Below are 23,278 nucleotides of genomic sequence, written 5' to 3' on the forward strand. Positions count from 1 at the left end.
GGCAGTCGATATGAAATGTGGGGCAAAATCGTCGACGATGCGAACCTCCGTGGTCCGCGGTCTGTCGTTTTCGGCCGCTCTCGCGCTGACTCTCAATCCGGCGCTGGTGCCGGTCATCGCCGCCGACTACCGTCCCGTGGCCCCGGTCGCAGCCGACGGCCAGATGAACGCGCGCTTCCTCTCGCTCGGCATCGGCAAGTCGATCGTGATCGACCTGCCGCGTGACATCAAGGACGTGCTCGTCGCCGATCCCAAGATCGCCAATGCAGTGGTCCGCTCGGCGCAGCGCGCCTACATCATCGGCGCGTCGGTCGGCCAGACCAACATCGTGTTCTTCGATTCCGCCGGCCAGCAGATCGCGGCCTATGATATCGCGGTCAAGCGCGATCTCAACGGCGCGCGGGCCGCGCTGAAGCAGATCCTGCCCAATTCCGACATCCAGATCGACGGCCTCGGCGACGGCGTCGTCCTGACCGGCTCGGCGGTAAATCCGCTGGAAGCGCAGCAGGCCAACGATCTCGCCGCGCGGCTCGCGGGCGGCGCCGACAAGGTGGTGAACTCGATCGTGGTCCGCGGCCGTGACCAGGTCATGCTGAAGGTGACGGTCGCCGAAGTCGCCCGCAGCATCATCAAGCAACTCGGCATCGACCTCTCCGCGAACCTCAACTACGGCACGTCGGTGGTGAGCTTCACCAACGCCAACCCGTTTACAGCCCTTGGCAAGAATCTCGTCGACGGCAACAATCTGACCACGAAATTCGGCGCGACCCCGTCAGTGCAGGCGACGCTCCGGGCAATGGAATCCGCCGGTGTGATCCGCACGCTGGCCGAGCCGAACCTGACCGCGATCTCCGGCGAGTCGGCGACCTTCATCGCCGGCGGTGAATTCCCGGTCCCGGCAGGCTATGCCTGCGATCCCACCACGCATGTCTGTACCACCCAGATCAGCTTCAAGAAGTTCGGCATTTCGCTCAACTTCACCCCCGTGGTGCTGAGCGAAGGCAAGATCAGCCTGCGGGTGATGACGGAAGTGTCCGAATTGTCCAACGAAAATGCGATTACGCTGTCGCAGGCCGTGACATCGAGCTCGGTGAACTCGCTGACCGTGCCCTCGATCAAGACCCGCCGCGCGGAGACCTCGCTGGAGATTCCGTCCGGCGGCGCGATGGCGATGGCCGGGCTGATCCAGGAGCAGACCAAGCAGGCAGTCAGCGGATTGCCGGGCCTGACGCAGCTTCCGGTCCTCGGCGCGCTGTTCCGCAGCCGCGACTTCGTCAACAACGCGACCGAACTGGTCGTCATCGTCACGCCCTACATCGTACGAGCGGTGGCGCAGAAGGATCTATCGCGTCCGGATGACGGCTTTGCAGCGCCCGCGGATCCGCAGGCCGATCTGCTCGGCAACATCAACCGCCTCTACGGCGTGCCTGGCCGGACCGAACCGGGCCGGAATTACCGCGGCACCTACGGCTTCATCACCGATTGAGGCGGAACGGGGACTTCGTTATGACCACAAGACCACCCCAGATTCGCAAACGCGCCATCGGCTTCGGTGGCGCGCTCGTCGGTATCGCTCTCGCGCTCGGCGGCTGCCAGCATGACGAGGTCGCCACCGCCTCCATTCCCGACGACTACAAGCAGCGCCACCCGATCGCGATCGAGGAGCAGAACCGCTCGATCGTCGTCTTCGTCGGCCACGCCCGCGGCGGGCTGACTGCCGCCCAGCGCGCCGACGTCATGGGCGTGGCGTCGACCTGGCTGCACGAAGGTACCGGCGCCATCCATATCGACGTACCGTCCGGCACGCCCAACGCGCGTCCGGTGGCGGAGACGATGCGTGAGATCCAGGCGATGCTGGCAGCGGCAGGCGTTCCTCCGCGCGGCATCACGGTTCGCCCATATCAGCCGGAAGACAAGCGCTTCCTCCCGCCGATCCGGCTCACCTATTCCAGGATCGCCGCGGTCGCTGGCCCCTGCGGGCTGTGGCCGGAGGACATCGGTCCCTCGATGAAGAACAAGAGCTGGTTCGAGAACAAGCAATATTACAATTTCGGCTGCGCCTATCAGCGCAATCTCGCGGCGATGGTCGACAATCCGTCGGACCTCGAGCAGCCGCGGCCTGAGACACCTTCCTACGCGCCACGGCGCAACGCCGCCTTCGAGAAGTATCGCAAGGGGGCGCCGACAGCGGTGTCCTATCCCGAGGCCGACAAGGCCAAACTCAGCGACACCGGCAAATGATCAGCTACGCTCGCCAGACTCAAGAAGAGCAGCCGGAAACCCCGTCTCCGCCGGCCGAGGAGCACATCGCGCCCGCGCCGCGCGTCTCGGTCCAGGCGTTCTGCGAAACCGTGGAGACCGCTGCCGCCGTGCAGTCGGCCGGCGAGGATCGCCGTCTCGGCAAGGCCCATTTGAAGATCCAGATGGGCGGCATGGCGGCCGCGATCGAGGCCTATCGCTCGGCGCCCACGCCGAACGTGATCGTGCTCGAGAGCGACGGACGCAACGACCTCCTGACGGGCCTCGACCACCTCGCCACCGTCTGCGACGCCGGTACCCGCGTGGTCGTGATCGGCCGCATCAACGACGTCACGCTCTACCGCGAGCTGGTTCGCCGCGGCGTCAGCGACTACGTGCTCGGTCCGGTCGGCGCCATCGATGTCGTGCGCTCGATCTGCAACCTGTTCTCCGCGCCGGAAGCCAAGGCGGTCGGACGCATCATTGCCGTCGTCGGCGCCAAGGGCGGCGTCGGTTCCTCTACTGTGTCCCACAACGTCGCCTGGGCAATCGCGCGCGACCTTGCTATGGACGCGGTGGTCGCCGATCTCGACCTCGCCTTCGGCACCGCCGGGCTCGACTACAACCAGGATCCGCCGCAAGGCATAGCGGACGCCGTGTTCTCGCCTGACCGCGTCGATACCGCCTTCATCGACCGCCTGCTGTCGAAGTGCACGGACCACCTCAGCCTCCTGGCGGCGCCGGCGACGCTCGACCGGGTCTATGATTTCGGCACCGACGCCTTCGACTCCGTGTTCGACACGCTGCGTTCGACCATGCCCTGCATCGTGCTCGACATTCCCCACCAGTGGTCCGGCTGGACCAAGCGCGCCCTGATCGGGGCGGACGATATCCTGATCGTGGCGGCGCCTGATCTGGCCAACCTGCGCAACACCAAGAACCTGTTCGATCTGCTGAAGGCCGCACGCCCCAACGACCGGCCGCCGCTCTACTGCCTGAATCAGGTCGGTGTGCCGAAACGGCCCGAGATCGCCGCCGCCGAGTTTGCCAAGGCGATCGAGAGCCAGCCGGTCGTCTCGATCCCGTTCGAGCCGCAGATCTTCGGTTCGGCGGCCAATAACGGTCAGATGATCGCGGAGATCTCGGCCAACCACAAATCGATCGAGATGTTCCTTCAGATCGCCCAGCGCCTAACCGGCCGCAGCGAGACCAAAAAGCAAAAATCGTCCTTCCTTTCACCCCTGATTGAGAAGTTGCGGGGAAAATAAGCCGCCGCATGGAGTTGTTAAGTGTTCGGTAAGCGTAGCGGAACAGACACCGACCCTCGGGCCCCGAAGCCCGGCGCCGCGTCGCCAGAGCCTGCCCCGGCTCCGGCGCCCGTGGTGTCGCGCGCGCCCCCGCCGGCCGTCGCCTCGCCGCCGCTCGCCCCCACCAGGCCTGCGCCGGCCATGGAGAGCCGTCGCTCGGACAATTACTACGAGGTCAAAGCGACCATCTTCGGCGCGCTGATCGAGGCCATCGACCTCGCCCAGCTCGCCAAATTGGACTCCGAGTCGGCGCGCGAGGAAATCCGCGACATCGTCAACGAGATCATCGCGATCAAGAACATCGTGATGTCGATCGCCGAGCAGGAAGAGCTGCTCGACGACATCTGCAACGACGTTCTCGGCTACGGCCCGCTCGAGCCGCTGTTGTCGCGCGACGACATCGCCGACATCATGGTCAACGGCGCCAACACCGTCTACATCGAAGTCGCCGGCAAGATCCAACGCACGGGCATCCGCTTCCGCGACAACCAGCAGCTCCTCAACATCTGCCAGCGCATCGTCAGTCAGGTCGGCCGGCGCGTCGATGAATCCTCGCCGATCTGCGACGCGCGCCTCGCCGACGGCTCCCGCGTCAACGCCATCGTGCCGCCGCTGTCGATCGACGGGCCGACGCTCACCATCCGCAAGTTCAAGAAGGACAAGCTGACGCTGGATCAGCTCGTCAAGTTCGGCGCAATCTCGCCGGAGGGTGCGGAAATCTTGCAGATCATCGGCCGCGTCCGCTGTAACGTGCTGATCTCCGGCGGTACCGGCTCGGGCAAGACCACGCTGCTCAACTGTCTGACCAATTACATCGAGCACGACGAGCGCGTCATCACCTGCGAGGACGCGGCCGAACTGCAGCTGCAGCAGCCCCACGTCGTGCGGCTCGAAACCCGCCCGCCCAACATCGAAGGCGAAGGCCAGGTCACCATGCGCGAATTGGTGCGCAACTGCCTGCGCATGCGTCCTGAGCGCATCATCGTCGGCGAAGTCCGCGGCCCCGAGGCGTTCGACCTGCTGCAGGCCATGAACACCGGCCACGATGGCTCGATGGGGACGCTGCACGCCAACAACCCGCGCGAGGCGCTGTCGCGCTGCGAATCCATGATCACGATGGGCGGCTTTTCGCTGCCTTCGCGGACCATCCGTGAGATGATCTGCGCCTCGATCGACGTCATCGTCCAGGCCGCGCGCCTGCGCGACGGTTCGCGCCGCATCACCCACATCACCGAGGTGATGGGCATGGAGGGCGACACCATCATCACCCAGGACATCTTCCTCTACGACATGGTCGGCGAGGACGCCAACGGCAAGATCATCGGCCGGCACCGCTCGACCGGCATCGGCCGCCCTAAGTTCTGGGAACGCGCCCGCTATTACGGCGACGAGAAGCGCCTTGCTGCTGCGCTCGACGCGGCGGAAGTGGCGCCGACGACATGAGCAGGTCAGCACGGTCATGAACATGCAGGTCCTCGCGCTCGCGTTCCTTGCCGCCGCCGCCGTCGGCGGCATCGGCTGGGTTTTCCTTTATCCATTGCTGTCCGGCGAGCGGAAGGCGGAAAGCCGCCGCGCCTCGATCGCGCGCGCCGACGCGCCCGCAGCCAAGACCGAGAAGACCCAGCGTTCGCGCCGTGAGCAGGTCGAGACGTCGCTCAAGGATCTCGAGGCGCGGCGCCAGCAGGAGAAGAGCGTTCCGCTCAACGTCCGCCTGTCGCAGGCGGGACTCGACTGGGCGCCGCAAAAATTCTGGATCGCGTCCGCCGTCGTGGCGGGCGTGCTGTTCGCCATCGCCCTGTTCGTCGGGGGCGGACTGCTCGGCGCCGGCGGCCTCGCCTTTGCCGGCGGGTTCGGCCTGCCGCGGTGGGCGCTCGCCTTCCTGAAAAAGCGTCGCGAAGACAAATTCCTGAAAGCACTGCCCGACGCGGTCGACGTAATCGTCCGCGGCATCAAGGCGGGACTGCCGCTGTTCGAATCGATCAAGGTCGTCGCCGCCGATGCACCGGAACCGCTGCGCAGCGAATTCCTCGCGATCATCGAGACCCAGGCGATCGGCATGCCGCTCGGCGAGGCCTGCTCGCGGCTCTATGACCGCATGCCGCTGCCGGAAGCCAACTTCTTCGGCATCGTCATCTCGATCCAGCAGAAGTCCGGCGGCAACCTCTCCGAAGCCCTCGGCAACCTCTCCAAGGTGCTGCGCGACCGCAAGAAGATGAGGGAAAAGATCCAGGCGATGTCGATGGAAGCCAAGGCATCGGCCGGCATCATCGGATCGCTGCCGCCGATCGTGATGTTCCTCGTCTATCTCTCGACGCCACAATACATCTCGCTGCTGTGGACCCATCCCACCGGCCAGCTCATGCTGGTCGCCTGCGTCGTCTGGATGTCGATCGGCATCATGGTGATGAAGAAGATGATCAACTTCGATTTCTGACGGTGCCGTATGGTCGAATTCCTCGTTTCGAAACTGCATGACGTCCGCTTCATGACCATGATGCTGGCGGCCATCGCCGCCAGCGCCACCGTCTATACGCTGGTGATGCCGCTGTTCGCCGGCGAAGGCCTGTCCAAGCGCATGAAGGCGGTGGCGAGCGAGCGCGAACGCATCCGGCAGCGCGAGCGCGAACGCCTCAACAGGAACGAGAAGGTGTCGCTGCGCCAGACGCCGAAGCAGCTCGTTTCTCGCGTCGTCGAGGACTTCAACCTTACCAAATGGCTTGCGCAGGAAGCCGCGCGCGACAAGCTCATCATGGCGGGCTATCGCGGGCAGGCGCCTTACGTCACCTTTCTGTTTGCCCGCATGGTGGCGCCGCTGGTTCTGTTCGTCGGCTCAACCTTATACGTATTCCTGATCGCGCATCTTCAGCAGTCGCTGCCGATCAAGATCGGCATGTGCGTGGGCGCGGCCTATCTCGGCCTCCAGGCGCCGATGCTGTTCCTCAAGAACGCGATCTCCAAGCGTCAACTCTCGATCAAGCGCGCTTTCCCCGATGCGCTCGACCTCCTCCTGATCTGCATCGAATCCGGCATGTCGGTCGAAATGGCGTTCAGGAAAGTCGCCACCGAGATCGTCGGCCAGTCGATCGCACTGTCGGAGGAGTTCACGCTGACGACGGCCGAGCTGTCCTATTTGCAGGACCGCAAGGTGGCTTATGAGAATCTGGCGCGGCGCACCGGGCTCGAAGGCGTCAAATCGGTGTGTCTTGCGCTTCAGCAGGCCGAGCGCTACGGCACGCCGCTCGGCCATTCCTTGCGCGTCATGGCGCAGGAGAATCGCGACATGCGCATGAACGAAGCGGAAAAGAAGGCCGCAGCGCTGCCGCCCAAGCTGACGGTGCCGATGATCCTGTTCTTCCTGCCAGTGTTGTTCGTCGTCATTCTCGGACCGACCGGCATCAAGATCTCCGAGCTGCACTGACACAATGCGGACCGCACGCGGTCCGCGCGCGACCTCAAGATTGCAAGATCAGGTCTGATCAGTCGGGCTGGCTGAGCGAGGCGACCGGCGTCCGCTTCGCTGCGCGGCGCGGGGCGTCGCTCCGGCTCAGCATGTCCTTGAGATATGCGACATTGGCCGCGGCCTGATCCGGCGGCAGGTCCGCCTTCACGATGGTCTCGGCTTCGGCGAAGCGGCCCTGGAGGCCGACGACAAGGCCGAGATTCTGCCGCACCCGGCCACTCGCACGCGGCGAGGCATAAGCCTGCCGCAGCGCCTCTTCAGCCTTCGGCAGGTCCTTCGACAGCATGTAGGACAGGCCGAGATTGGAGAGCACGCCGGGATCATCCGGAGCGATCTTCAGCGCGCTCGCATAGTAGGAGCGCGCCTCGGCGTGACGGCCCATCTGGTCGAGTGCAGTGCCCTGCACCGAGAGCAGGCGCCAGTCCGGATTGTCGGGTGAATGGGCCTTCGACAGCACGTCGAAGGCTTGCTGGAAATTGCCATTGTCGGCGAGCGCACGGCCGTATTGGGCGAGCAGTGCCTTGTTGCCGGGATTGGCGATGGTCGCCTGCTCAAGCACCGCAGCGGCCTGGGCGCGCTGACCGTTTGCGCGCAGCGCCTGGCCATAGGCAAGCGCGGCGTCGGCGTCCTTGGGATTGGCACGATAGCGCTCGCCATAGACTTCGGCGGCGCGCGCGGGATCGGTGGGAGCGGCTTCCGCACGCGATGCGACCGAGCCGGTGACATCGGAGAGCTTCGACATGGCCGTGCAGCCGCCGAGGCCGACCGCCACCGCCGCGACCAGCGAGGTGGACGCAAGAAGCCGGGCAAGACTGAACCGTTGACGCATGACGCTTTGACTCTCGAGCCAATTGATCGAGCCGGACGCGTCAGCAATAGACTGTTAACCCTAACGGGCGGTTAATGGCTGCTTATCGACCCGATCAATACTCGATGGCGAGCCGCTTGCGGATTTCGTCGATGCGCTTGTCGAGCGCATCGAACCTGGCGTGCACGGAGCGGTCGTGGAGATAGAAGACGTAGCCGCCGGCAAGAAACGCGAAGATCCAATGATGATGCTCGACATAGCCGAAGATCGCCTCGACGGCCTGGCCGATGAATGTGACCACGCTCCACACAAACTCCATTGCATTTCCTCCCGGCGCGCTTTGTCGTCGGTCGCCGACGATCTCCACGCCCGGCGGCCGTTGCCGGAACCTAGCATGGCCCCCTTGTGGCGAGTAGCGGCTCGCCGAACGGTGACGGCAAAGCCGATTGCAGCGGCGGCGAAACTCTGCGAAGTCTCCTCGCATGACCTGCTTGATCTGACGATCCGGACCCGCCAATGCCCTCTGTCTTCGAGACGTCGCCCACCGCCATCCCGATCACCTTCGTCACCAAATCGAGCTGGGATGCGGTGCGCGAGACGCTGCCGCCGGCGCAACGCCAGTTCGCCACGGCGAGCGCCTTTACCGGCAAGCGTGGCGGCTATCTCGCGCTGCCGGCGCCCGACGGTGCGATCGCGCAGGTGCTGTTCGGCCTCGACGACGATGGGGCAAGATCGCGCGACCTGTTCCGGCCGGGCGCCCTGCCTGGGCTGCTGCCGCCGGGCGTCTATCGCTTTGCCAATGCACCGCACGATGCACGGCTGGCGGCTCTCGCTTTTGCACTGGGGAGCTACCGCTTCGCCCGGTACCGCAAGGCAGACCGGCCCAACGTCCGGCTGGTGCCGCCGGACGCCGTCGACGCCGTCGAGATCAGCCGCATGGCGGATGCCGCGATGCTGGCGCGCGACCTCATCAACACACCGTCCAACGACATGGGCCCGGAGGAGCTTGCCGCCGCGGCGCAAGCCCTTGCCGCCGAATTCGGTGCAAGCTTCGCCTGCACCATCGGCGAGGACCTGAAGACGAACTTTCCGCTGATCCACGCCGTCGGCATGGCCTCGGACCGCGCCCCGCGGCTGATCGACATCGGCTGGGGCGATCCCTTCCATCCCAAGGTGACGCTGGTCGGCAAGGGCGTCTGCTTCGACACCGGCGGGCTGGACCTGAAGCCGTCCAGCGGCATGCTGATCATGAAGAAGGACATGGGCGGCGCCGCCAACGTGCTGGCGCTCGCGCGCATGGTGATGGATGCGAAGCTGAAGGTCCGGCTGCGCGTGCTGATCCCGGCGGTAGAGAATGCTGTTTCCGGCAACGCCTTCCGCCCGCTCGACATCTTCACCTCGCGCAAGGGCATCACCATCGAGATCGGCAACACCGACGCGGAGGGCCGCCTGGTGCTCGCCGACGCGCTGGCGCTGGCGGACGAGGAGATGCCGGACCTGCTGATCGATCTGGGCACGCTGACGGGCGCCGCACGCGTGGCGCTGGGGCCGGATTTACCGCCCTTTTACACCAATGATGAAACCCTTGCCGCGGACGTCGCGCGCTGCGCGGCGAAGGAGAACGATCCGTTGTGGCGCATGCCGCTGTGGCCGGCCTACGATGCGTGGCTGGACTCCAAGACGGCCACCATCACCAACGCACCCTCGGGTGGCTTTGCCGGCTCGATCACCTGCGCGCTGTTCCTGCAGCGCTTTGTCGAGCAGGCGAAGAGCTGGCTGCATGTCGATATCTACGGCTGGACGCCGTCGGCAAAGCCGGCACGGCCCGAGGGCGGCGAATGCCAGGCCGCGCGAGCACTCTACACATTGCTGAGCGAGCGCTATGCATGATCCGCGGCTGACGCCGGCGCGCGGCGACCTCGCCGCGAAATATCTCGAAGGCAAGGTGCAGGCCGATCGCTTCGTCACAGGCGAGGAATTCGAAGTGGTCGAGCCGATCGCGCCGGTGCGCGAGCAGCCGTCCTCGGACGCGATGCTGATGACGCAGGCGCTGCGCGGCGAACGCGTCACCGTCTACGATCGCAACGGCGAAGGCTGGGCCTGGGGCCAGCTTGGCGGCGACGGCTATGTCGGCTGGCTGCCCGACGCAGGCCTGGCCCGGCCCTCGGCCGCGCCGACGCACCTGGTGACCGCGCTCAGGACGTTCGCCTTCCCCGGCCCCTCGATCAAGCTGCCGCCGGCCGACACGCTGGTCCTGGGATCGAAGCTCGCGGTAACACGCGAGGATGGCAGTTTTGCCGTGACGAGCGAGGGAACATATCTGCCGAAGATGCATCTCGCAGCGCTCGATCATCGTGAGCCGGATTTCGTCGCGGTCGCCGAGCGCTTCGTCGGCACGCCCTATCTCTGGGGCGGCAAGAGCAGTTTCGGCATCGATTGCTCGGGCCTGGTGCAGGTTTCGCTGACTGCGGCAGGCATCGGCTGCCCCCGCGACAGCGACATGCAGCAAGGGGGTCTCGGCCGCGCGATCGAACCGCACGAGAGAGGCAAGCTGCAGCGCGGCGATTTGATCTTCTGGAAGGGCCACGTCGCGATCGTCCGCGATGGCAGCACCATGGTTCACGCCAATGCGTATCACATGGCGACGGTGATCGAGCCGACCGAGCCGGCGATCGCGCGGATCAGGCACGCCGGCAGCGAGGTCGTCGCGATCAAGCGGCTTGGTTAGTCTCGCAAATGCGACGGGAAACACCTCTCCCGTGCGGAGGGTGAAGAGGATTACGTCGCCGACGCCCCATTTCCCGCCGTTTCAAGCCGGAACGCCGCCGCAAACAGCGCGCGCGTATAATCCGTCTTCGGGTTCTTGAAGAGCTCGGCGGCCTGGCCCTCCTCGACCACCTTGCCGCCCCGCATCACGATCAGGTGGCTGGCGAGCGAAGCAACGACGCGCAGATCGTGCGAGATGAACACGTACGTCAGGTCGCGCTTGCGCTGGAGCTCGCGCAGGAGGTCGACCATCTGCGCCTGGATCAGCATGTCGAGCGCGCTGGTCGGCTCATCCAGCACGACGAAATCCGGCTCCAGCACCACCGCGCGCGCGATCGAAATGCGTTGGCGCTGGCCGCCGGAGAACTCGTGCGGATAGCGATAGCGGGTGTCCGGCTTAAGCCCGACATCTTCGATGGCCTTGACGACACGCGCCTCGCGCTCCTCGCGCGAGAGCTTGGGCTGATGGACGGATAGACCTTCGGCGATGATGTCGGCGACCGACATGCGCGGGCTGAGCGAGCCGAATGGGTCCTGGAATACGATCTGCATGTCGCGCCGGAAGGGACGCATCTGCTTGAAGCGCAGGCCCTGGATGTCGTTGCCCAGGAACACGATGCGCCCATTCGAGGAAATCAGCCGTAGTAGCGCTAACCCGAGTGTGGTCTTGCCGGAGCCGGATTCGCCGACGACGCCGAGCGTCTCGCCCTTGCGTACGACGACGCTGACGCCGTCGACCGCCTTGATGTGACCGACCGTCTTGCGCATCAGCCCGCGCTTGATCGGAAACCAAACCTTGAGATCATCGGCCGACATCACCACGGGCGCATTCGGCTGCGGTGGCGCCGGATCCGGCTTCGGCTCAGCCGCGAGCAGGTCGCGCGTATAGGGATGCTTCGGACCGGTGAAGACCTGCTCGACCGGCCCCTGCTCGACGATCTCGCCGCCTTTCATGACACAAACGATGTCGGCGATCCGGCGCACGATGCCGAGGTCGTGGGTGATGAAGAGCAGGCTCATGCCGAGCCGGGCGCGGATTTCGGCAAGCAGCGTCAGGATCTGCGCCTGCACGGTGACGTCGAGCGCGGTGGTCGGCTCGTCCGCGATCAACAGATCCGGCTCGTTGGCGAGCGCCATCGCGATCATCACGCGCTGGCGCTGGCCGCCGGAAAGCTGGTGCGGATAGCTTTTGAGCCGCGTTTCGGGCTCGGGGATGCCAACCTGCGTCAGCAGTTCCAGCGTCCGCTCGCGCGTCTGCGCGTTGCTGGTCGGATTGTGCAGCTGGATGATCTCGCCGATCTGCGCCTCGATCGTGTGCAGCGGATTGAGCGAGGTCATCGGCTCCTGGAAGATGATGGAGATGTCGCTGCCGCGAATCTCCCGCATCTGCTGCTCGGACTGATCGATCAGCTCGCGTCCCTTGAAGCGTATACTCCCCGAGGGATGCGAGGCGCTCGGATAGGGCAGCAGCTTCAGGATCGAGAGCGCGCTGACGGATTTGCCGGATCCGGACTCGCCGACCAGCGCCAGGCATTCGCCGCGCTTGATCTGAAACGAGACCTTGTCGACCGCGAGCGTCGTGCTGCCGCCCTGGTGGAAGGCCACCGAGAGGTCGCTCACTGCGAGCAGGGGCTGGTTGATCGCGTCCATGTTCTACCTGAACGTCTTGCGCGGATCGAAGGCGTCGCGCACGGCTTCGCCGGTGAAGATCAGAAGCGACAGCATGATCGCCACCGAGAAGAAGCCGGAGAAACCGAGCCACGGCGCCTGCACATTCGACTTGCCCTGCGACAGCAACTCGCCGAGCGAGGGCGAGCCGGGCGGCAGGCCGAAGCCGAGAAAGTCCAGTGCTGTCAGCGTCATCACCGAGCTCGACACGATGAACGGCAGGAACGTCATGGTCGCGACCATCGCGTTCGGCAGCAAATGCCTGAACATGATCACGGCGTTCGAAACGCCGAGCGCCCGCGCCGCCTGGATGTACTCGAAATTGCGCCCGCGCAAGAATTCCGCGCGCACGAGTCCGACCAGCGACACCCAGGAAAACAGCAGCAGGATGCCGAGCAGCACGAAGAAGCCGGGCACCAGCACCGATGACAGGATCAGCAGCAGATAAAGCGAAGGAATAGCAGTCCAGATCTCGATGAAGCGCTGGAATATGAGATCGACCCGGCCGCCGAAATAGCCCTGCACCGCGCCGGCGGCGATGCCGATGACGGAGGAGATGATGGTCAAGCAGAGGCCGAACAGCACCGAGATGCGGAAACCGTAGATCAGGCGCGCCACCACGTCGCGGCCCTGATCGTCGGTGCCGAGCCAGTTGTATTCAAGATCGCGGCAGCTCTTGAGGCCCTTCTTCTCGACGACAGGCTTGCACTGCGCTTCCGTCAACATCCAGGTCGGCGGCGACGGCGCCGGCGTCGGCAGATCGAGATTGTGGGTGTCGTACGAGTAACGAATCAGCGGCCAGACGATGCTGCCGCCTTTGTCCCTGATCAACTTTTGCAAATAGGGATCGCGATAGTCGGCTGCGGTCTCGAAATCGCCGCCGAACGTCGTCTCCGAGTAGGTGATGAAGGCCGGCCAGTAGAGATGCCCGTCATATTTGATCAGGAACGGCCGGTCGTTGGCGATCAGCTCGGCAAACAGCGACATCACAAACAGCATCATGAAGAGCCAGAACGACCAATAGCCGCGCCGGTTGGCCTTGAAATTCTCCCAGCGCCGCCTGTTGAGCGGCGACGGTGCGAACGGCTTCCCCGTGATCGGCACGATTTGGCCGAGCGGCGACTTCGTGGCGGTTTCGATCGGGGTCGGGGCGGTCAGCGTCATCAGACCTCCCGCGCCTCGAAATCGATCCGCGGGTCGATCCACATGTAGGTCAGGTCGGAGATGAGGTTGACCACGAGACCGACGAGCGAAAAGATATAGAGCGTGCCGAACACCACGGGATAGTCACGGTTGAGCACGCTCTCGAAACTGAGCAGTCCCAGCCCGTCCAGCGAGAAGATGGTCTCGATCAGAAGCGAGCCAGAGAAGAAGGCGTGAATGAAGGTGCTGGGGAAGCCCGCGATGACGATCAGCATGGCGTTGCGGAAGACGTGGCCATAGAGCACCCGGCCCTCGCTACAGCCCTTGGCGCGCGCGGTCATCACGTATTGCTTGCGGATTTCGTCCAGAAACGAGTTCTTGGTCAGGAATGTCATGGTGGTGAACGCGCCGAGCCCCATGGCGATCAGCGGCAGCGTCAAATGCCAGAAGTAATCGATGATCTTCCAGTACCAGGGAAATTGCGACCAGCCGTCCGATGTCAGCCCGCGCAGCGGAAACCAGTTGAAGAACGAGCCCCCGGCAAACAGGATGATCAGGAGGATCGCGAACAGGAAGCCGGGTATAGCATAGCCGAGCACGAGCACGCTCGACGTCCAAGTGTCGAAACGCGTACCGTCCTTCACCGCCTTGCGGATTCCGAGCGGAATCGAGATCAGGTAGGTCAGAAGCGTCAGCCAGATGCCGAGCGAGATCGAGACCGGCAGCTTTTCCTTGATGAGCTGGAGTACGCTGACGTCGCGAAAATAGCTCTTGCCGAAATCGAAGCGGGCGAAATTCCAGACCATCATCGCGAAGCGCTCCGGCGCCGGCTTGTCGAAGCCGAACTGCACCTCCAGCTTCTTGATGAAGTCGGGGTCGAGCCCCTGCGCGCCGCGATATTTCGAGTTGATGGCATCGCCGGCGCCGAGTTGCCCCGGCGCGCGCTGCGCAAAGTCGCCGCCGCCCGAAATGCGCGAGCTGCCGCCGGTGTCGGCGCCGGAGAGCTGCGCGATCACGCGCTCGACCGGGCCGCCGGGCGCGAATTGCACCACGACGAAGGAGACGAAGAGTATCCCGAGCAGGGTCGGGATCATCAGGAGGATGCGGCGGGCGATATAGGCGCTCATGAACTACTTCGCCTGCTCGAGCTTGGCGGCCTTGGCCGCGTCGAACCACCAGTTTTCGGGTGCGCCGACCCCTTGCGCATATTTCGGAGGCTTCTCGGGATGGCTGAACTGATCCCAATAGGCCACGCGGTGGAAGTTGGCGTACCATTGCGGCACCCAGTAACGTCCGGCACGAAAGACACGATCGAAAGCCCGGCAAGCGGTGGTCAGTTCCGCCCTGGTTTGGGCGCCAATGATCTTGTCGATCAGCGCGTCGATCACCGGACTGGAGATACCCGCAAGATTGTATGAGCCCTTGGTCTTGGCAGCGTGGGAGGAAAAGAACGCCCGCATGTTGTCGCCCGGGGTAGCCGACATGGAGAAGCGCTCGATGGTCATATCGAAGTCGAAATCCTCCAATCGCGCACGGTATTGCACGGCGTCGACCAGGCGGAACGTGGCATCGATACCAAGCGTCGCCAAATTCTTGAGGTAGGGCCCGTGGTGCGGCTGGATCGATTGCTCGTCGTTCAGGAATTCGATGGTGAAAGGTTCGCCATTGGGCAGCACGCGCTTGCGGTCCTTGATGACATAGCCGGCTTCATTGAGCAGTTCGCCGGCCTTGCGCAGCAGGCTGCGATCCTGCCCCGATCCGTCCGACACCGGCGGCACAAAGGGCATTCCGAACACTTCGTCCGGCACCTGGCCCCGGAATGGCTCGAGCAGCGCGAGCTCCTCAGGCGAAGGCGGCCCGGACACCATCATGTCCGAATTCTGGAACGGCGATTGCGTACGTGCGTAGGCGCCGTACATGATGGTCTTGTTGGTCCATTCGAAGTCGAAGGCGTAAATCAAGGCTTCCCGCACCCGGGCATCCCTGAATTTGTCCCGGCGCAGATTGATGAACCAGCCTTGCGCGCCTGAGGGCGTATCGTCAGGTAATTGTTCGCGCTTAACGCGGCCGTCCTTGATCGCCGGAAAGTCATAGCGGGTTGCCCAGATGCGCGCGGTGAGCTCCTCGCGAAAGAGATAGGACTTGCCGGTAAAGCCTTCGAAGGCGACGTCGCGGTCGCGATAATATTCATAGCGGACGGCATCGAAATTATAGCTGCCGCGGCAGACCGGCAGATCGGCGCCCCACCAATCCTTGACGCGCTCATATTCGATGTAGCGGTTCACCTCGAACCTGCCGACCTTGTACGGGCCAGAACCCAACGGCGTATCGAGCGAGGATTCCTCGAAGGGGCGCGTTGCGTAATAGGCCTTTGAGAAGATCGGGAGGCCAGCAACATAGAGCGGCACGTCGCGTGCGCGTCCCGGCGCGAACGTCACGGCCACCGTCGCATCGTCCAGCGCCTCGGCCTTCACGAAATCGCGCAACTGCACGATGATCAGAGGATGACCTTTCTCTTTCAGGGAATTGAGCGAGAAGGCGACGTCGTGCGCGGTTAGCCTGGAGCCATCGTGAAAACGGGCCTCCTGCCGTATCATGAAGGTGTAGGTGAGTTTGTCCGGAGAGATACGTACCGATTTGGCTGCGACCCCGTACATCGCGTCGGGTTCGTCATTGGCGCGCGCCATCAACGGCGCAAAGGTCATGTCCATACCTTGCGCGCCTTCGCCCTTCAGGATGTAAGCGTTGAGCGAGCTGAACGTGAAATAGGACTGGTTGTAGGCGCGGACCGACGGGATCAGCGAGAACGTGCCGCCCTTCGGCGCGTCGACATTGATATAGTCGAAATGGTGGAAGTCGGCGGGATATTTCAGATCGCCGAACGCCGAGATGCCGTGCATTTCGGCCGGCATTTCCGATGCGACCGCGCCGCGCAGGCAGGACGCGCTCACGGCGCCGATGCCGAGGCCGAGCACGTGCCGGCGTGAGGGCTGCGCCATGCGGATAATGTCCTTCACGACTTCTTCGCGATCCGCGCCGCCTTGTCTGCGTCGTACCACCAGATGAACGGGAAGCCGGACTGGCCGTATTTGGGCAATTCCGACGGCCGGCCGAACCGATCCCAGCGCGCGGTGCGTACTTTGGGATAATTCCACTGCGGCACGACGTAGTTATTCCAGAGCAGCACGCGGTCCAGCGCCTTGGTGGCGGCGATGAGATCGTCGCGGTCGGTGGCATAGATGACCCGCTCGATCAGCTTGTCGATGGCGGGGTTCTTGATGCCGGCAACGTTGCGCGAACCGGCCATGTCGGCGGATTTGGAGCCCCAGAATTCGCGCTGCTCATTGCCCGGAGACTGCGACTCGCCCCAGGAGTTGGTGATGATGTCGAAATCCCAGTCGCGAAGCCGGTTCTCGTATTGCGTCGGATCGACCGTTCGCACGCTGACTGCGATGCCGAGACGCTCGAGCGACGGCTTGTAGAACAGCACGATCCGCTCGAAGCTCGGATCCGCGCTCAGGAGTTCGAAGGCGAGCTGGGTCCCGGTCTTGACGTCGATCAGCTTGCGATCGCGCACCTCGTAGCCGGCCTCCTTCAGCAGGCGCAGCGCCTCGCGCAGATTGTCACGCACCGCTTCCGGGCTGCCCCCGACGGGATTGGTGTAAGCCGTCGTGAAGACCTCGGGCGGCACGTCCGCGCGCACTGTTTCGAGGATTTCGAGTTCCTTGCCCTGCGGCAGGCCGGTCGCCATCAGTTCGTCGATGCCGTCGAAATAGCTGCTGATGCGCTTGTACTGGCCGAAAAAGATCTGCTTGTTCATTTCCTCGAAGTCGAACGCGTAGTTGAGCGCACGACGCACGCGAGGATCCCTGAATTTGGCGCGGCGCAGGTTCGGCACGAAGGCCTGCATGACGCCCGAGCTGCGGTTGGCGAATTCCTCAAGGATCACGCGTTTCTCGGCCACGGCGGGGAAATCGTAGGCTGTCGCCCAGCTCTTGGCGCTGTTCTCGGTGCGCCAGTCGACCTGGTCGGCCTTGAATGCCTCGATCGCGACGGTCGCGTCCCGGAAGTATTCGTAGCGCAGCTCGTCGAAATTGTTGCGGCCGACATTGGTGGCGAAGTCACGCCCCCAATAGTCCTTCACGCGCTCGAGAGCGATAGTACGGCCGGCAACGAATTCCTTGATCCGGTAGGGACCCGAGCCCAGCGGCACTTCGAGCGTGGTGGCGGAGACGTCGCGCTTGCGCCCTTGTGCGTCGGTGCCCTCCCACCAGTGCTTCGGCAGGATGGTGAGCTGCCCCACGATCTGCGGCAGTTCGCGATTGCCCGGCGCATCGAACACGAACTTGACGTCACGGTCCCCGACCTTCTCGGCCCTGACCACATGGCTGTAATAGGCCGAATACATCGGGTGGTGCTTCTTGAACGCATCGAGCGAGAAGATGACATCGTCGACGGTGACCGGCTTGCCATCATGCCATTTGGCCTCGGCGCGCAGGCGATAGGTCACGAAGGAGAAATCGGCGGGATGGCTCACGGCCTCCGCGAGAGCGCCATACTCGGTCGAGACTTCGTCCAGCGAGGGCGTCAGCAGGGATTCATAAATGAAGGCGACAGCCCCCGCGATCGCACCCTTCACGCCGGCGACGACGATGTTGAAATTGTCGAACGTGCCGACGGCGATCTGGCGCGCGGCGCCGCCTTTAGGCGCTTCCGGATTGACATAGTCAAAGCGCTTGAAGTCGGCGGGATACTTGACGTTCCCGAACAGCGACAGCGCGTGACGCCAGGACAGATCGCTAGCGGCCTGTACCTCGGCCGCGCCGATGGCGGGAACGCCCGCCACGGAACCGAGGGCAGGAAGTGCGGCGGCAGCAGTGCCGGTGAGCAAGAGGTCGCGTCGGGTAATGGCCAAATCAACATCCCTGTCTTGAAGGAGGTTACCCCTTTAAGTGCTCAATATAGGCGAGGTTTCGACCGAATATGTTGCTTTTTCCTCATCTTGGAAGCCCGGGAGGCGGTTCGCTGCGGCCAAACGCCCCGATAACAACGCCGCGAGGCCCAAATGCGGAAACGGCCGGGCTTATGAGCCCGGCCGCGTACCAAGATCGAAGTCGAAACGCCTTACTTCGCTGCGGTGGGCAGCGGCTTCGGGCTGTCGGAAAGGCTGTTCAGATAGGCGATAACGTCGGCGCGCTCGCTGTCCTTCGGGATGCCGGCAAAGCCCATTGCGGTGCCCGGGACAGCCGCCTTGGGATTGGCGATGAACTTGTTGAGCGTATCGAAGTCCCAAGTGCCGCCCTTGGCCTTCATGGCGGCCGAGAAGTTGAAGCCGCCGCGACCCTCACCGACGTGGTCGCCGACGACGCCGTAGAGGTTGGGACCGACGCGATTCGGGCCACCCTTCTCGAAAGTGTGGCACGCGCCGCACTTCTTGGCGGCGGAAGCGCCCTTCTCGACGGAGGCGGTCTGCAGCAGCTTTTCGATCGGCTCGGACGGCGCGGCAGCCGCAGTGCCACCCTTGTCTCCCGCCTCTTCCTTCACTGCAATCTCGAAGCCGGGCTTTTCCGGCATTTTTGGCGAGAACAGCGCCTGGGCGGTGAAGCTCGTCACCAGCAGAACGAGACAAGTGCCGAGCACGGCACCGAGAATCTTATTGAGTTCGAAAGAGTCCATTTCCGGCCAGGCCCCACACCGCAAGAAGGATCGAGCGGCCCAACCGGCCGCCAGGACGCGCCTCGGGAGAATCAAACGTTCCTTATTGTTTCCCCGAGTTTTGCCATTGAGATATCGGTTTGCCCGGGGTCTGGCAACCCGTATAAGCGAGCCGGCTTTCGCCCCATCCCCACCCCATTTCTCAACGCGGAAAACGCTCCATTTCCAGGCCCTTGAACCGATGACCGCTCCCCGCATCCTGGTGCTGATCCCGGCTCGCATGGCGGCCACCCGTCTGCCCGGCAAGCCGCTCGCCGATATCGCAGGCCTGCCGATGATCGTGCACGTGCTGCGGCGCGCCGAGGCCGCCGGGATCGGCCGGGTTGCGGTTGCAACCGATACGGCGGAGATTGCCGCGGTCGTGACCGCCCATGGCGGCGAGGCCGTGATGACCCGCACCGAGCACCCCTCGGGGTCGGACCGCATCCACGAAGCGATGCAGAAGCTCGACCCCGCAGGCAAGGCCGAGATCGTGGTCAATCTCCAGGGCGATTTCCCGACCATCACGACGGGCAACATTCGCGACGTGCTGCCGCCGCTCGACGACCCGGCCGTCGATATCGCCACGCTGGCCTCGCAGATCCATACCGAGGAGGAGGACCTCGCTCCCAGCGTCGTCAAGGCGGTCGGAACCTCGCTCGGCGGCAAGCGCATGCGGGCGCTTTATTTCACCCGCGCCACGGCGCCCACCGGCGACGGACCGCGCTACCACCATATCGGCCTCTATGCCTATCGCCGCGCGGCCCTGGAACGCTTCGTCTCGCTGCCGCCGTCGCCGCTGGAATTGCAGGAGAAGCTGGAGCAGCTGCGCGCGCTGGAGGCCGGCATGCGGATCGACTTCACCATCGTCGATACCGTGCCCCGCGGGGTCGACACCCCTGCCGATCTCGAAACCGCCCGCAGCATACTTTCCAAATCCTGAGCGGCTGTTACAAGGCCGACCCAGGAGCACTTCAAGACATGAGCAAGCCAAGAATCGCGTTCCAGGGCGAGCCCGGAGCCAATTCCCACATCGCCATCGTCGAGGCCTATCCCGACGCCGACCCGATGCCCTGCGCCACCTTCGAGGACGCGCTATCGGCGATCTCGTCGGGCGAGGCCGATCTTGGCATGATCCCGATCGAAAATTCGGTCGCAGGCCGCGTCGCCGATATCCATCACCTGCTCCCGGCCTCCGGCCTCTTCATCATCGGCGAATGGTTTCTGCCGGTCCGCCATCAATTGATGGCGGTGAAGGGGACCAAGCTTGAGGACATCAAGAGCGTCGAGAGCCATGTGCATGCGCTCGGCCAGTGCCGGCGCATCATCCGCAAGCTCGGCATCAAGCCGATCGTACACGCCGACACCGCCGGCAGCGCCCGCGACATCTCCGAGCGCAACGACAAGACGGTCGCGGCGATCGCCTCGCGCCTGGCCGCGCAGATCTATGGCCTCGATATCCTGGCTGATGACATCGAGGACGAGGCCCACAACACCACGCGCTTCGTGGTGCTGGCGCGCGAGCCCAAATGGGCGCCGCGGGGCACCGGCCCGCTGGTCACGACTTTTGTATTCCGGGTGCGCAATTTGCCTGCCGCGCTCTACAAGGCGCTAGGCGGCTTTGCCACCAACGGCGTCAACATGACCAAGCTCGAGAGCTACATGGTCGACGGCAATTTCTTCGCCACGCAGTTTTACGCCGATGTCGACGGCCATCCCGAGGACAAGGGCCTGGCGTTTGCGATCGAGGAGCTGAAATTCTTCTCGCGCGAATTCCGCATCGTCGGCGTGTATCCGGGACACCCGTTCCGCGCGACGTTCAACGAAACGCAGCAGGATTGATCTGCCGCCCTCCCAGGAGGGTGAACTTATACTGCTGGCTTCGCCAGCCCGAACGCCTCCGCCAGCAGCGAATACGACTTCTTGCGCGCGTCGTGGTCGTAGACGGCGGTGATCACCATCAGCTCGTCGGGCTTGCTGGCATCGATCAGCGGCTGAAGCTTCTGCTGTACCGTCGCAGGCGAGCCGACGAACAGGCGCGAGCGGTTGCGCAGGATCGAGGTGCGCTCGGCATCCGTATAGGGATAAGCCAGCGCTTCCTCGACGCTCGGCAGCGGCAGGTACTGGCCGCGGTCGCGGCGTAGGCGGTTGAGGTCGAACGAGGCGGCGAGTTTTTCAGCCTCGTCATCAGTGTCAGCGGTGATGACGGCGACGGCCAGGATCGCCTGCGGGCTCGCGCGCCACGCCGAGGGCTGGAAACGGTTGCGGTAATGCACCATCGCATCGATCGCGTCGTGGGACGCGAAATGATGGGCGAAGGCGAAGCCCATCCCGACTTGCGCGGCCAATTCCGAGGAATAGTCGCTGGAGCCGAGCAGCCAGATCGGCGGCAACGGCGTGTCGTCGGGCATCGCGACGACGTTATTGTAAGGGTGTCCCGAGGGAAATTCACGGGTCTGCCACAGGATCAGTTCGTGCAGCCGCTCCAGGAAATCGTCGCCCTCGCGGCGATCGAGCCGGCTGCGAAGCGCGTAGGCCGTCGCGCCGTCGGTCCCCGGGGCGCGGCCGAGGCCGAGGTCGATGCGGCCGGGGAATAGCGCCTCCAGCATTTTGAAGCGTTCGGCCACCACCAGCGGCGCGTGGTTGGGCAGCATCACGCCGCCGGAGCCGACGCGGATGTGCGTCGTCACCGCAGCGATCTGTCCGATCATCACGTCGGGCGCCGGGCTCGCGACGGACGCCAGGTTATGATGCTCGGCGAGCCAATAGCGGACATAGCCGAGACCGTCGACATGGCGCGCCAGATCGATGCTGTTGCGCAGTGCCGCGGCCGGCTTCGTGCCGGTGGTGACGACGGAGAGGTCGAGGACGGAGAGCGGGAGCATGGCGGGTAAGCTAACGCGCCGTGGCAGCGCTACAATGGGGCGAGGAGCAGGGCTGGCGTGTGCTGGCCGTGAGTCGGGTGCGCTGGCACCGTCGCTGCCGTTGGGACAACAGCACTAATCCTCAGTTGATTTTCATACTGCCCAACAATCTATTTCAGCAGAGATTCTTTGGATGACACATCCAATTACCTGAAATATATATCGAATATCACAATTCGCGCATCCCACAATGATACTCAACTTCCGCCAAATTGACAGCAGTATTCGCAATAGTGGGCCACTTCCCATCCACGATGGGCTGTCGGGTCATTCGCCTTTGCCCTATCTTAGCTCTTCCAAGCTGGACCTGACCGACGGCCGCCAAGAAGACTCTGGAGTGAGTGGTGCCATGACCGATTTGACGACGCCTGCCCAAGCCGAGGGGCACCTCGCCGGAAAACGGCCGGCGATCTCCTTCGAGTTCTTTCCGCCCAAGACCGAAGACATGGAACGCAATCTCTGGGACACCATCAACCGGCTGGCTCCGCTCGAGCCGAATTTCGTCTCGGTGACCTATGGCGCCGGCGGCTCGACCCGCGAGCGCACCCATTCGACCATCTCTCGCATCCTGAAGGAAACCGCGCTCTTGCCAGCCGCGCATCTCACCTGCGTCGGGGCCTCGCGCGGCGAGATCGACGAGATCGTCGACCGCTATCACGAGGTCGGCGTCCGCCATATTGTCGGCCTACGCGGCGATCCGCCTGGCGGCATCGGCACGGCCTACGCCGCCCATCCCGACGGCTATCAGAGCTCGGCCGATCTCGTCGCGGGGATCAAGAAGCGGCACGCTGATATCGAGGTTTCGGTCTCAGCCTACCCTGAGAAGCATCCCGAGGCCCGCGACTTCGACGCCGATATCGACACGCTGAAGGCCAAGGTCGACGCCGGCGCGACCCGCGCCATCACCCAGGTGTTCTTCGATAACGACCTCTACTTCCGTTATCTCGACCGCGTTCGTAGCCGCGGCATCAACATTCCGATCGTGCCGGGCATCATGCCCATGCACAATTTCAAGCAGGCGAGAGCCTTCGTCACCCGCGCAGGCACCAGCGTGCCGGACTGGCTTGCGGAGAAGTTCGACGGCCTCGACGACGATCCCGACACACGCAAGCTGGTCGCTGCCACTGTTGCCGCCGGCCAGGTGCACAAGCTGGCGAAGCACGGCGTCGACACCTTCCATTTCTACACCATGAATCGCGCCGACCTCGTGTTCGCGATCAGCCATTTGCTCGGCATTCGCGCCAAGAGCGCCCAGAAGGCTGCGTAAGAC

General features: G+C 64.1%; 20 protein-coding genes. 11 read left to right on the forward strand and 9 right to left on the reverse strand.

The window, feature by feature from the left end:
* Nucleotides 1-10 precede the first annotated feature (10 nt).
* Genes FXV83_RS10300 through FXV83_RS10325 form a run of 6 tightly spaced genes read left to right on the forward strand, consistent with a single transcriptional unit; the run spans nucleotide 11 to nucleotide 6,963 of the window.
* A complete protein-coding gene (locus FXV83_RS10300; protein WP_187435810.1) occupies nucleotides 11-1,486 on the forward strand; it encodes a type II and III secretion system protein family protein in 1,476 nt (491 codons plus the stop codon).
* Between the two features lie 20 nt (nucleotides 1,487-1,506).
* Nucleotides 1,507-2,241 carry a CpaD family pilus assembly protein gene (locus FXV83_RS10305; RefSeq protein WP_148739061.1) on the forward strand — a complete coding sequence of 245 codons (735 nt, stop codon included), beginning with the start codon at nucleotides 1,507-1,509 and terminating at the stop codon, nucleotides 2,239-2,241.
* Complete coding sequence (locus tag FXV83_RS10310; protein WP_148739062.1) at nucleotides 2,238-3,506, forward strand: CpaE/TadZ family protein; 1,269 nt, start codon at nucleotides 2,238-2,240, stop codon at nucleotides 3,504-3,506. Before FXV83_RS10305 ends, FXV83_RS10310 begins: the two co-directional genes overlap by 4 nt.
* A 21-nt stretch (nucleotides 3,507-3,527) precedes the next feature.
* Nucleotides 3,528-4,988, forward strand: a complete 1,461-nt coding sequence (locus FXV83_RS10315) for a TadA family conjugal transfer-associated ATPase (RefSeq protein WP_148739063.1) — start codon at nucleotides 3,528-3,530, stop codon at nucleotides 4,986-4,988.
* Between the two features lie 16 nt (nucleotides 4,989-5,004).
* A complete protein-coding gene (locus FXV83_RS10320; RefSeq protein ID WP_148739064.1) occupies nucleotides 5,005-5,979 on the forward strand; it encodes a type II secretion system F family protein in 975 nt (324 codons plus the stop codon).
* A gap of 9 nt (nucleotides 5,980-5,988) precedes the next feature.
* Entirely contained in the window at nucleotides 5,989-6,963 is a 975-nt protein-coding gene (locus FXV83_RS10325; protein ID WP_148739065.1) for a type II secretion system F family protein, read from the forward strand.
* 58 nt (nucleotides 6,964-7,021) lie between these two features.
* On the opposite strand, the gene FXV83_RS10330 is transcribed toward FXV83_RS10325, so the two are convergent.
* Nucleotides 7,022-7,834, reverse strand: a complete 813-nt coding sequence (locus FXV83_RS10330) for a tetratricopeptide repeat protein (protein ID WP_148739066.1) — start codon at nucleotides 7,832-7,834, stop codon at nucleotides 7,022-7,024.
* Nucleotides 7,835-7,928: 94 nt separating this feature from the next.
* A complete protein-coding gene (locus FXV83_RS10335; RefSeq protein WP_018454690.1) occupies nucleotides 7,929-8,132 on the reverse strand; it encodes a hypothetical protein in 204 nt (67 codons plus the stop codon).
* Nucleotides 8,133-8,329: 197 nt separating this feature from the next.
* Here FXV83_RS10335 and FXV83_RS10340 point away from each other — a divergent pair, with 197 nt between their 5' ends.
* Both FXV83_RS10340 and FXV83_RS10345 read left to right on the forward strand, forming a co-directional pair.
* Nucleotides 8,330-9,703, forward strand: coding sequence for a leucyl aminopeptidase family protein (locus FXV83_RS10340; RefSeq protein WP_148739067.1), 1,374 nt, complete (start codon nucleotides 8,330-8,332; stop codon nucleotides 9,701-9,703).
* Nucleotides 9,696-10,541 carry a C40 family peptidase gene (locus FXV83_RS10345; protein ID WP_148739068.1) on the forward strand — a complete coding sequence of 282 codons (846 nt, stop codon included), beginning with the start codon at nucleotides 9,696-9,698 and terminating at the stop codon, nucleotides 10,539-10,541. Before FXV83_RS10340 ends, FXV83_RS10345 begins: the two co-directional genes overlap by 8 nt.
* Before the next feature lie 50 nt (nucleotides 10,542-10,591).
* Here FXV83_RS10345 and FXV83_RS10350 read toward each other — a convergent pair whose 3' ends face one another.
* The 6 genes from FXV83_RS10350 to FXV83_RS10375 form a co-directional block, all read right to left on the reverse strand.
* Complete coding sequence (locus tag FXV83_RS10350; RefSeq protein WP_148739069.1) at nucleotides 10,592-12,229, reverse strand: ABC transporter ATP-binding protein; 1,638 nt, start codon at nucleotides 12,227-12,229, stop codon at nucleotides 10,592-10,594.
* A 3-nt stretch (nucleotides 12,230-12,232) separates the two neighbouring features.
* Complete coding sequence (locus FXV83_RS10355) at nucleotides 12,233-13,411, reverse strand: ABC transporter permease (protein WP_148739070.1); 1,179 nt, start codon at nucleotides 13,409-13,411, stop codon at nucleotides 12,233-12,235.
* On the reverse strand, nucleotides 13,411-14,517 hold the full coding sequence (locus FXV83_RS10360) for a microcin C ABC transporter permease YejB (protein WP_148739071.1): 1,107 nt from the start codon (nucleotides 14,515-14,517) through the stop codon (nucleotides 13,411-13,413). The genes FXV83_RS10355 and FXV83_RS10360 overlap by 1 nt, the downstream gene beginning before the upstream one ends.
* Nucleotides 14,518-14,520: 3 nt before the next feature.
* Nucleotides 14,521-16,389 carry an extracellular solute-binding protein gene (locus FXV83_RS10365; RefSeq protein ID WP_148739100.1) on the reverse strand — a complete coding sequence of 623 codons (1,869 nt, stop codon included), beginning with the start codon at nucleotides 16,387-16,389 and terminating at the stop codon, nucleotides 14,521-14,523.
* Nucleotides 16,390-16,403: 14 nt separating this feature from the next.
* On the reverse strand, nucleotides 16,404-18,305 hold the full coding sequence (locus FXV83_RS10370) for an extracellular solute-binding protein (protein ID WP_148739072.1): 1,902 nt from the start codon (nucleotides 18,303-18,305) through the stop codon (nucleotides 16,404-16,406).
* A 209-nt stretch (nucleotides 18,306-18,514) separates the two neighbouring features.
* On the reverse strand, nucleotides 18,515-19,066 hold the full coding sequence (locus FXV83_RS10375; RefSeq protein ID WP_148739073.1) for a c-type cytochrome: 552 nt from the start codon (nucleotides 19,064-19,066) through the stop codon (nucleotides 18,515-18,517).
* Nucleotides 19,067-19,286: 220 nt separating this feature from the next.
* On the opposite strand from FXV83_RS10375, the gene FXV83_RS10380 reads away from it, so the two are divergent.
* Together FXV83_RS10380 and FXV83_RS10385 are read left to right on the forward strand one after the other, a co-directional pair.
* Nucleotides 19,287-20,027, forward strand: a complete 741-nt coding sequence (locus FXV83_RS10380) for a 3-deoxy-manno-octulosonate cytidylyltransferase (protein ID WP_148739074.1) — start codon at nucleotides 19,287-19,289, stop codon at nucleotides 20,025-20,027.
* A 38-nt stretch (nucleotides 20,028-20,065) separates the two neighbouring features.
* Nucleotides 20,066-20,926: a prephenate dehydratase gene (locus tag FXV83_RS10385; RefSeq protein ID WP_148739075.1), complete on the forward strand. Its 861-nt coding sequence runs from the start codon at nucleotides 20,066-20,068 to the stop codon at nucleotides 20,924-20,926.
* 26 nt (nucleotides 20,927-20,952) lie between these two features.
* Here FXV83_RS10385 and FXV83_RS10390 read toward each other — a convergent pair whose 3' ends face one another.
* Entirely contained in the window at nucleotides 20,953-21,969 is a 1,017-nt protein-coding gene (locus tag FXV83_RS10390) for an LLM class flavin-dependent oxidoreductase (protein ID WP_148739076.1), read from the reverse strand.
* A 388-nt stretch (nucleotides 21,970-22,357) separates the two neighbouring features.
* Here FXV83_RS10390 and metF point away from each other — a divergent pair, with 388 nt between their 5' ends.
* Entirely contained in the window at nucleotides 22,358-23,275 is a 918-nt protein-coding gene (metF, locus tag FXV83_RS10395; protein ID WP_187435806.1) for a methylenetetrahydrofolate reductase [NAD(P)H], read from the forward strand.
* Nucleotides 23,276-23,278: the final 3 nt, after the last annotated feature.

The sequence above is a fragment of the Bradyrhizobium hipponense genome (assembly GCF_008123965.1).
GTDB classification, from domain to species: Bacteria; Pseudomonadota; Alphaproteobacteria; order Rhizobiales; family Xanthobacteraceae; genus Bradyrhizobium; species Bradyrhizobium hipponense.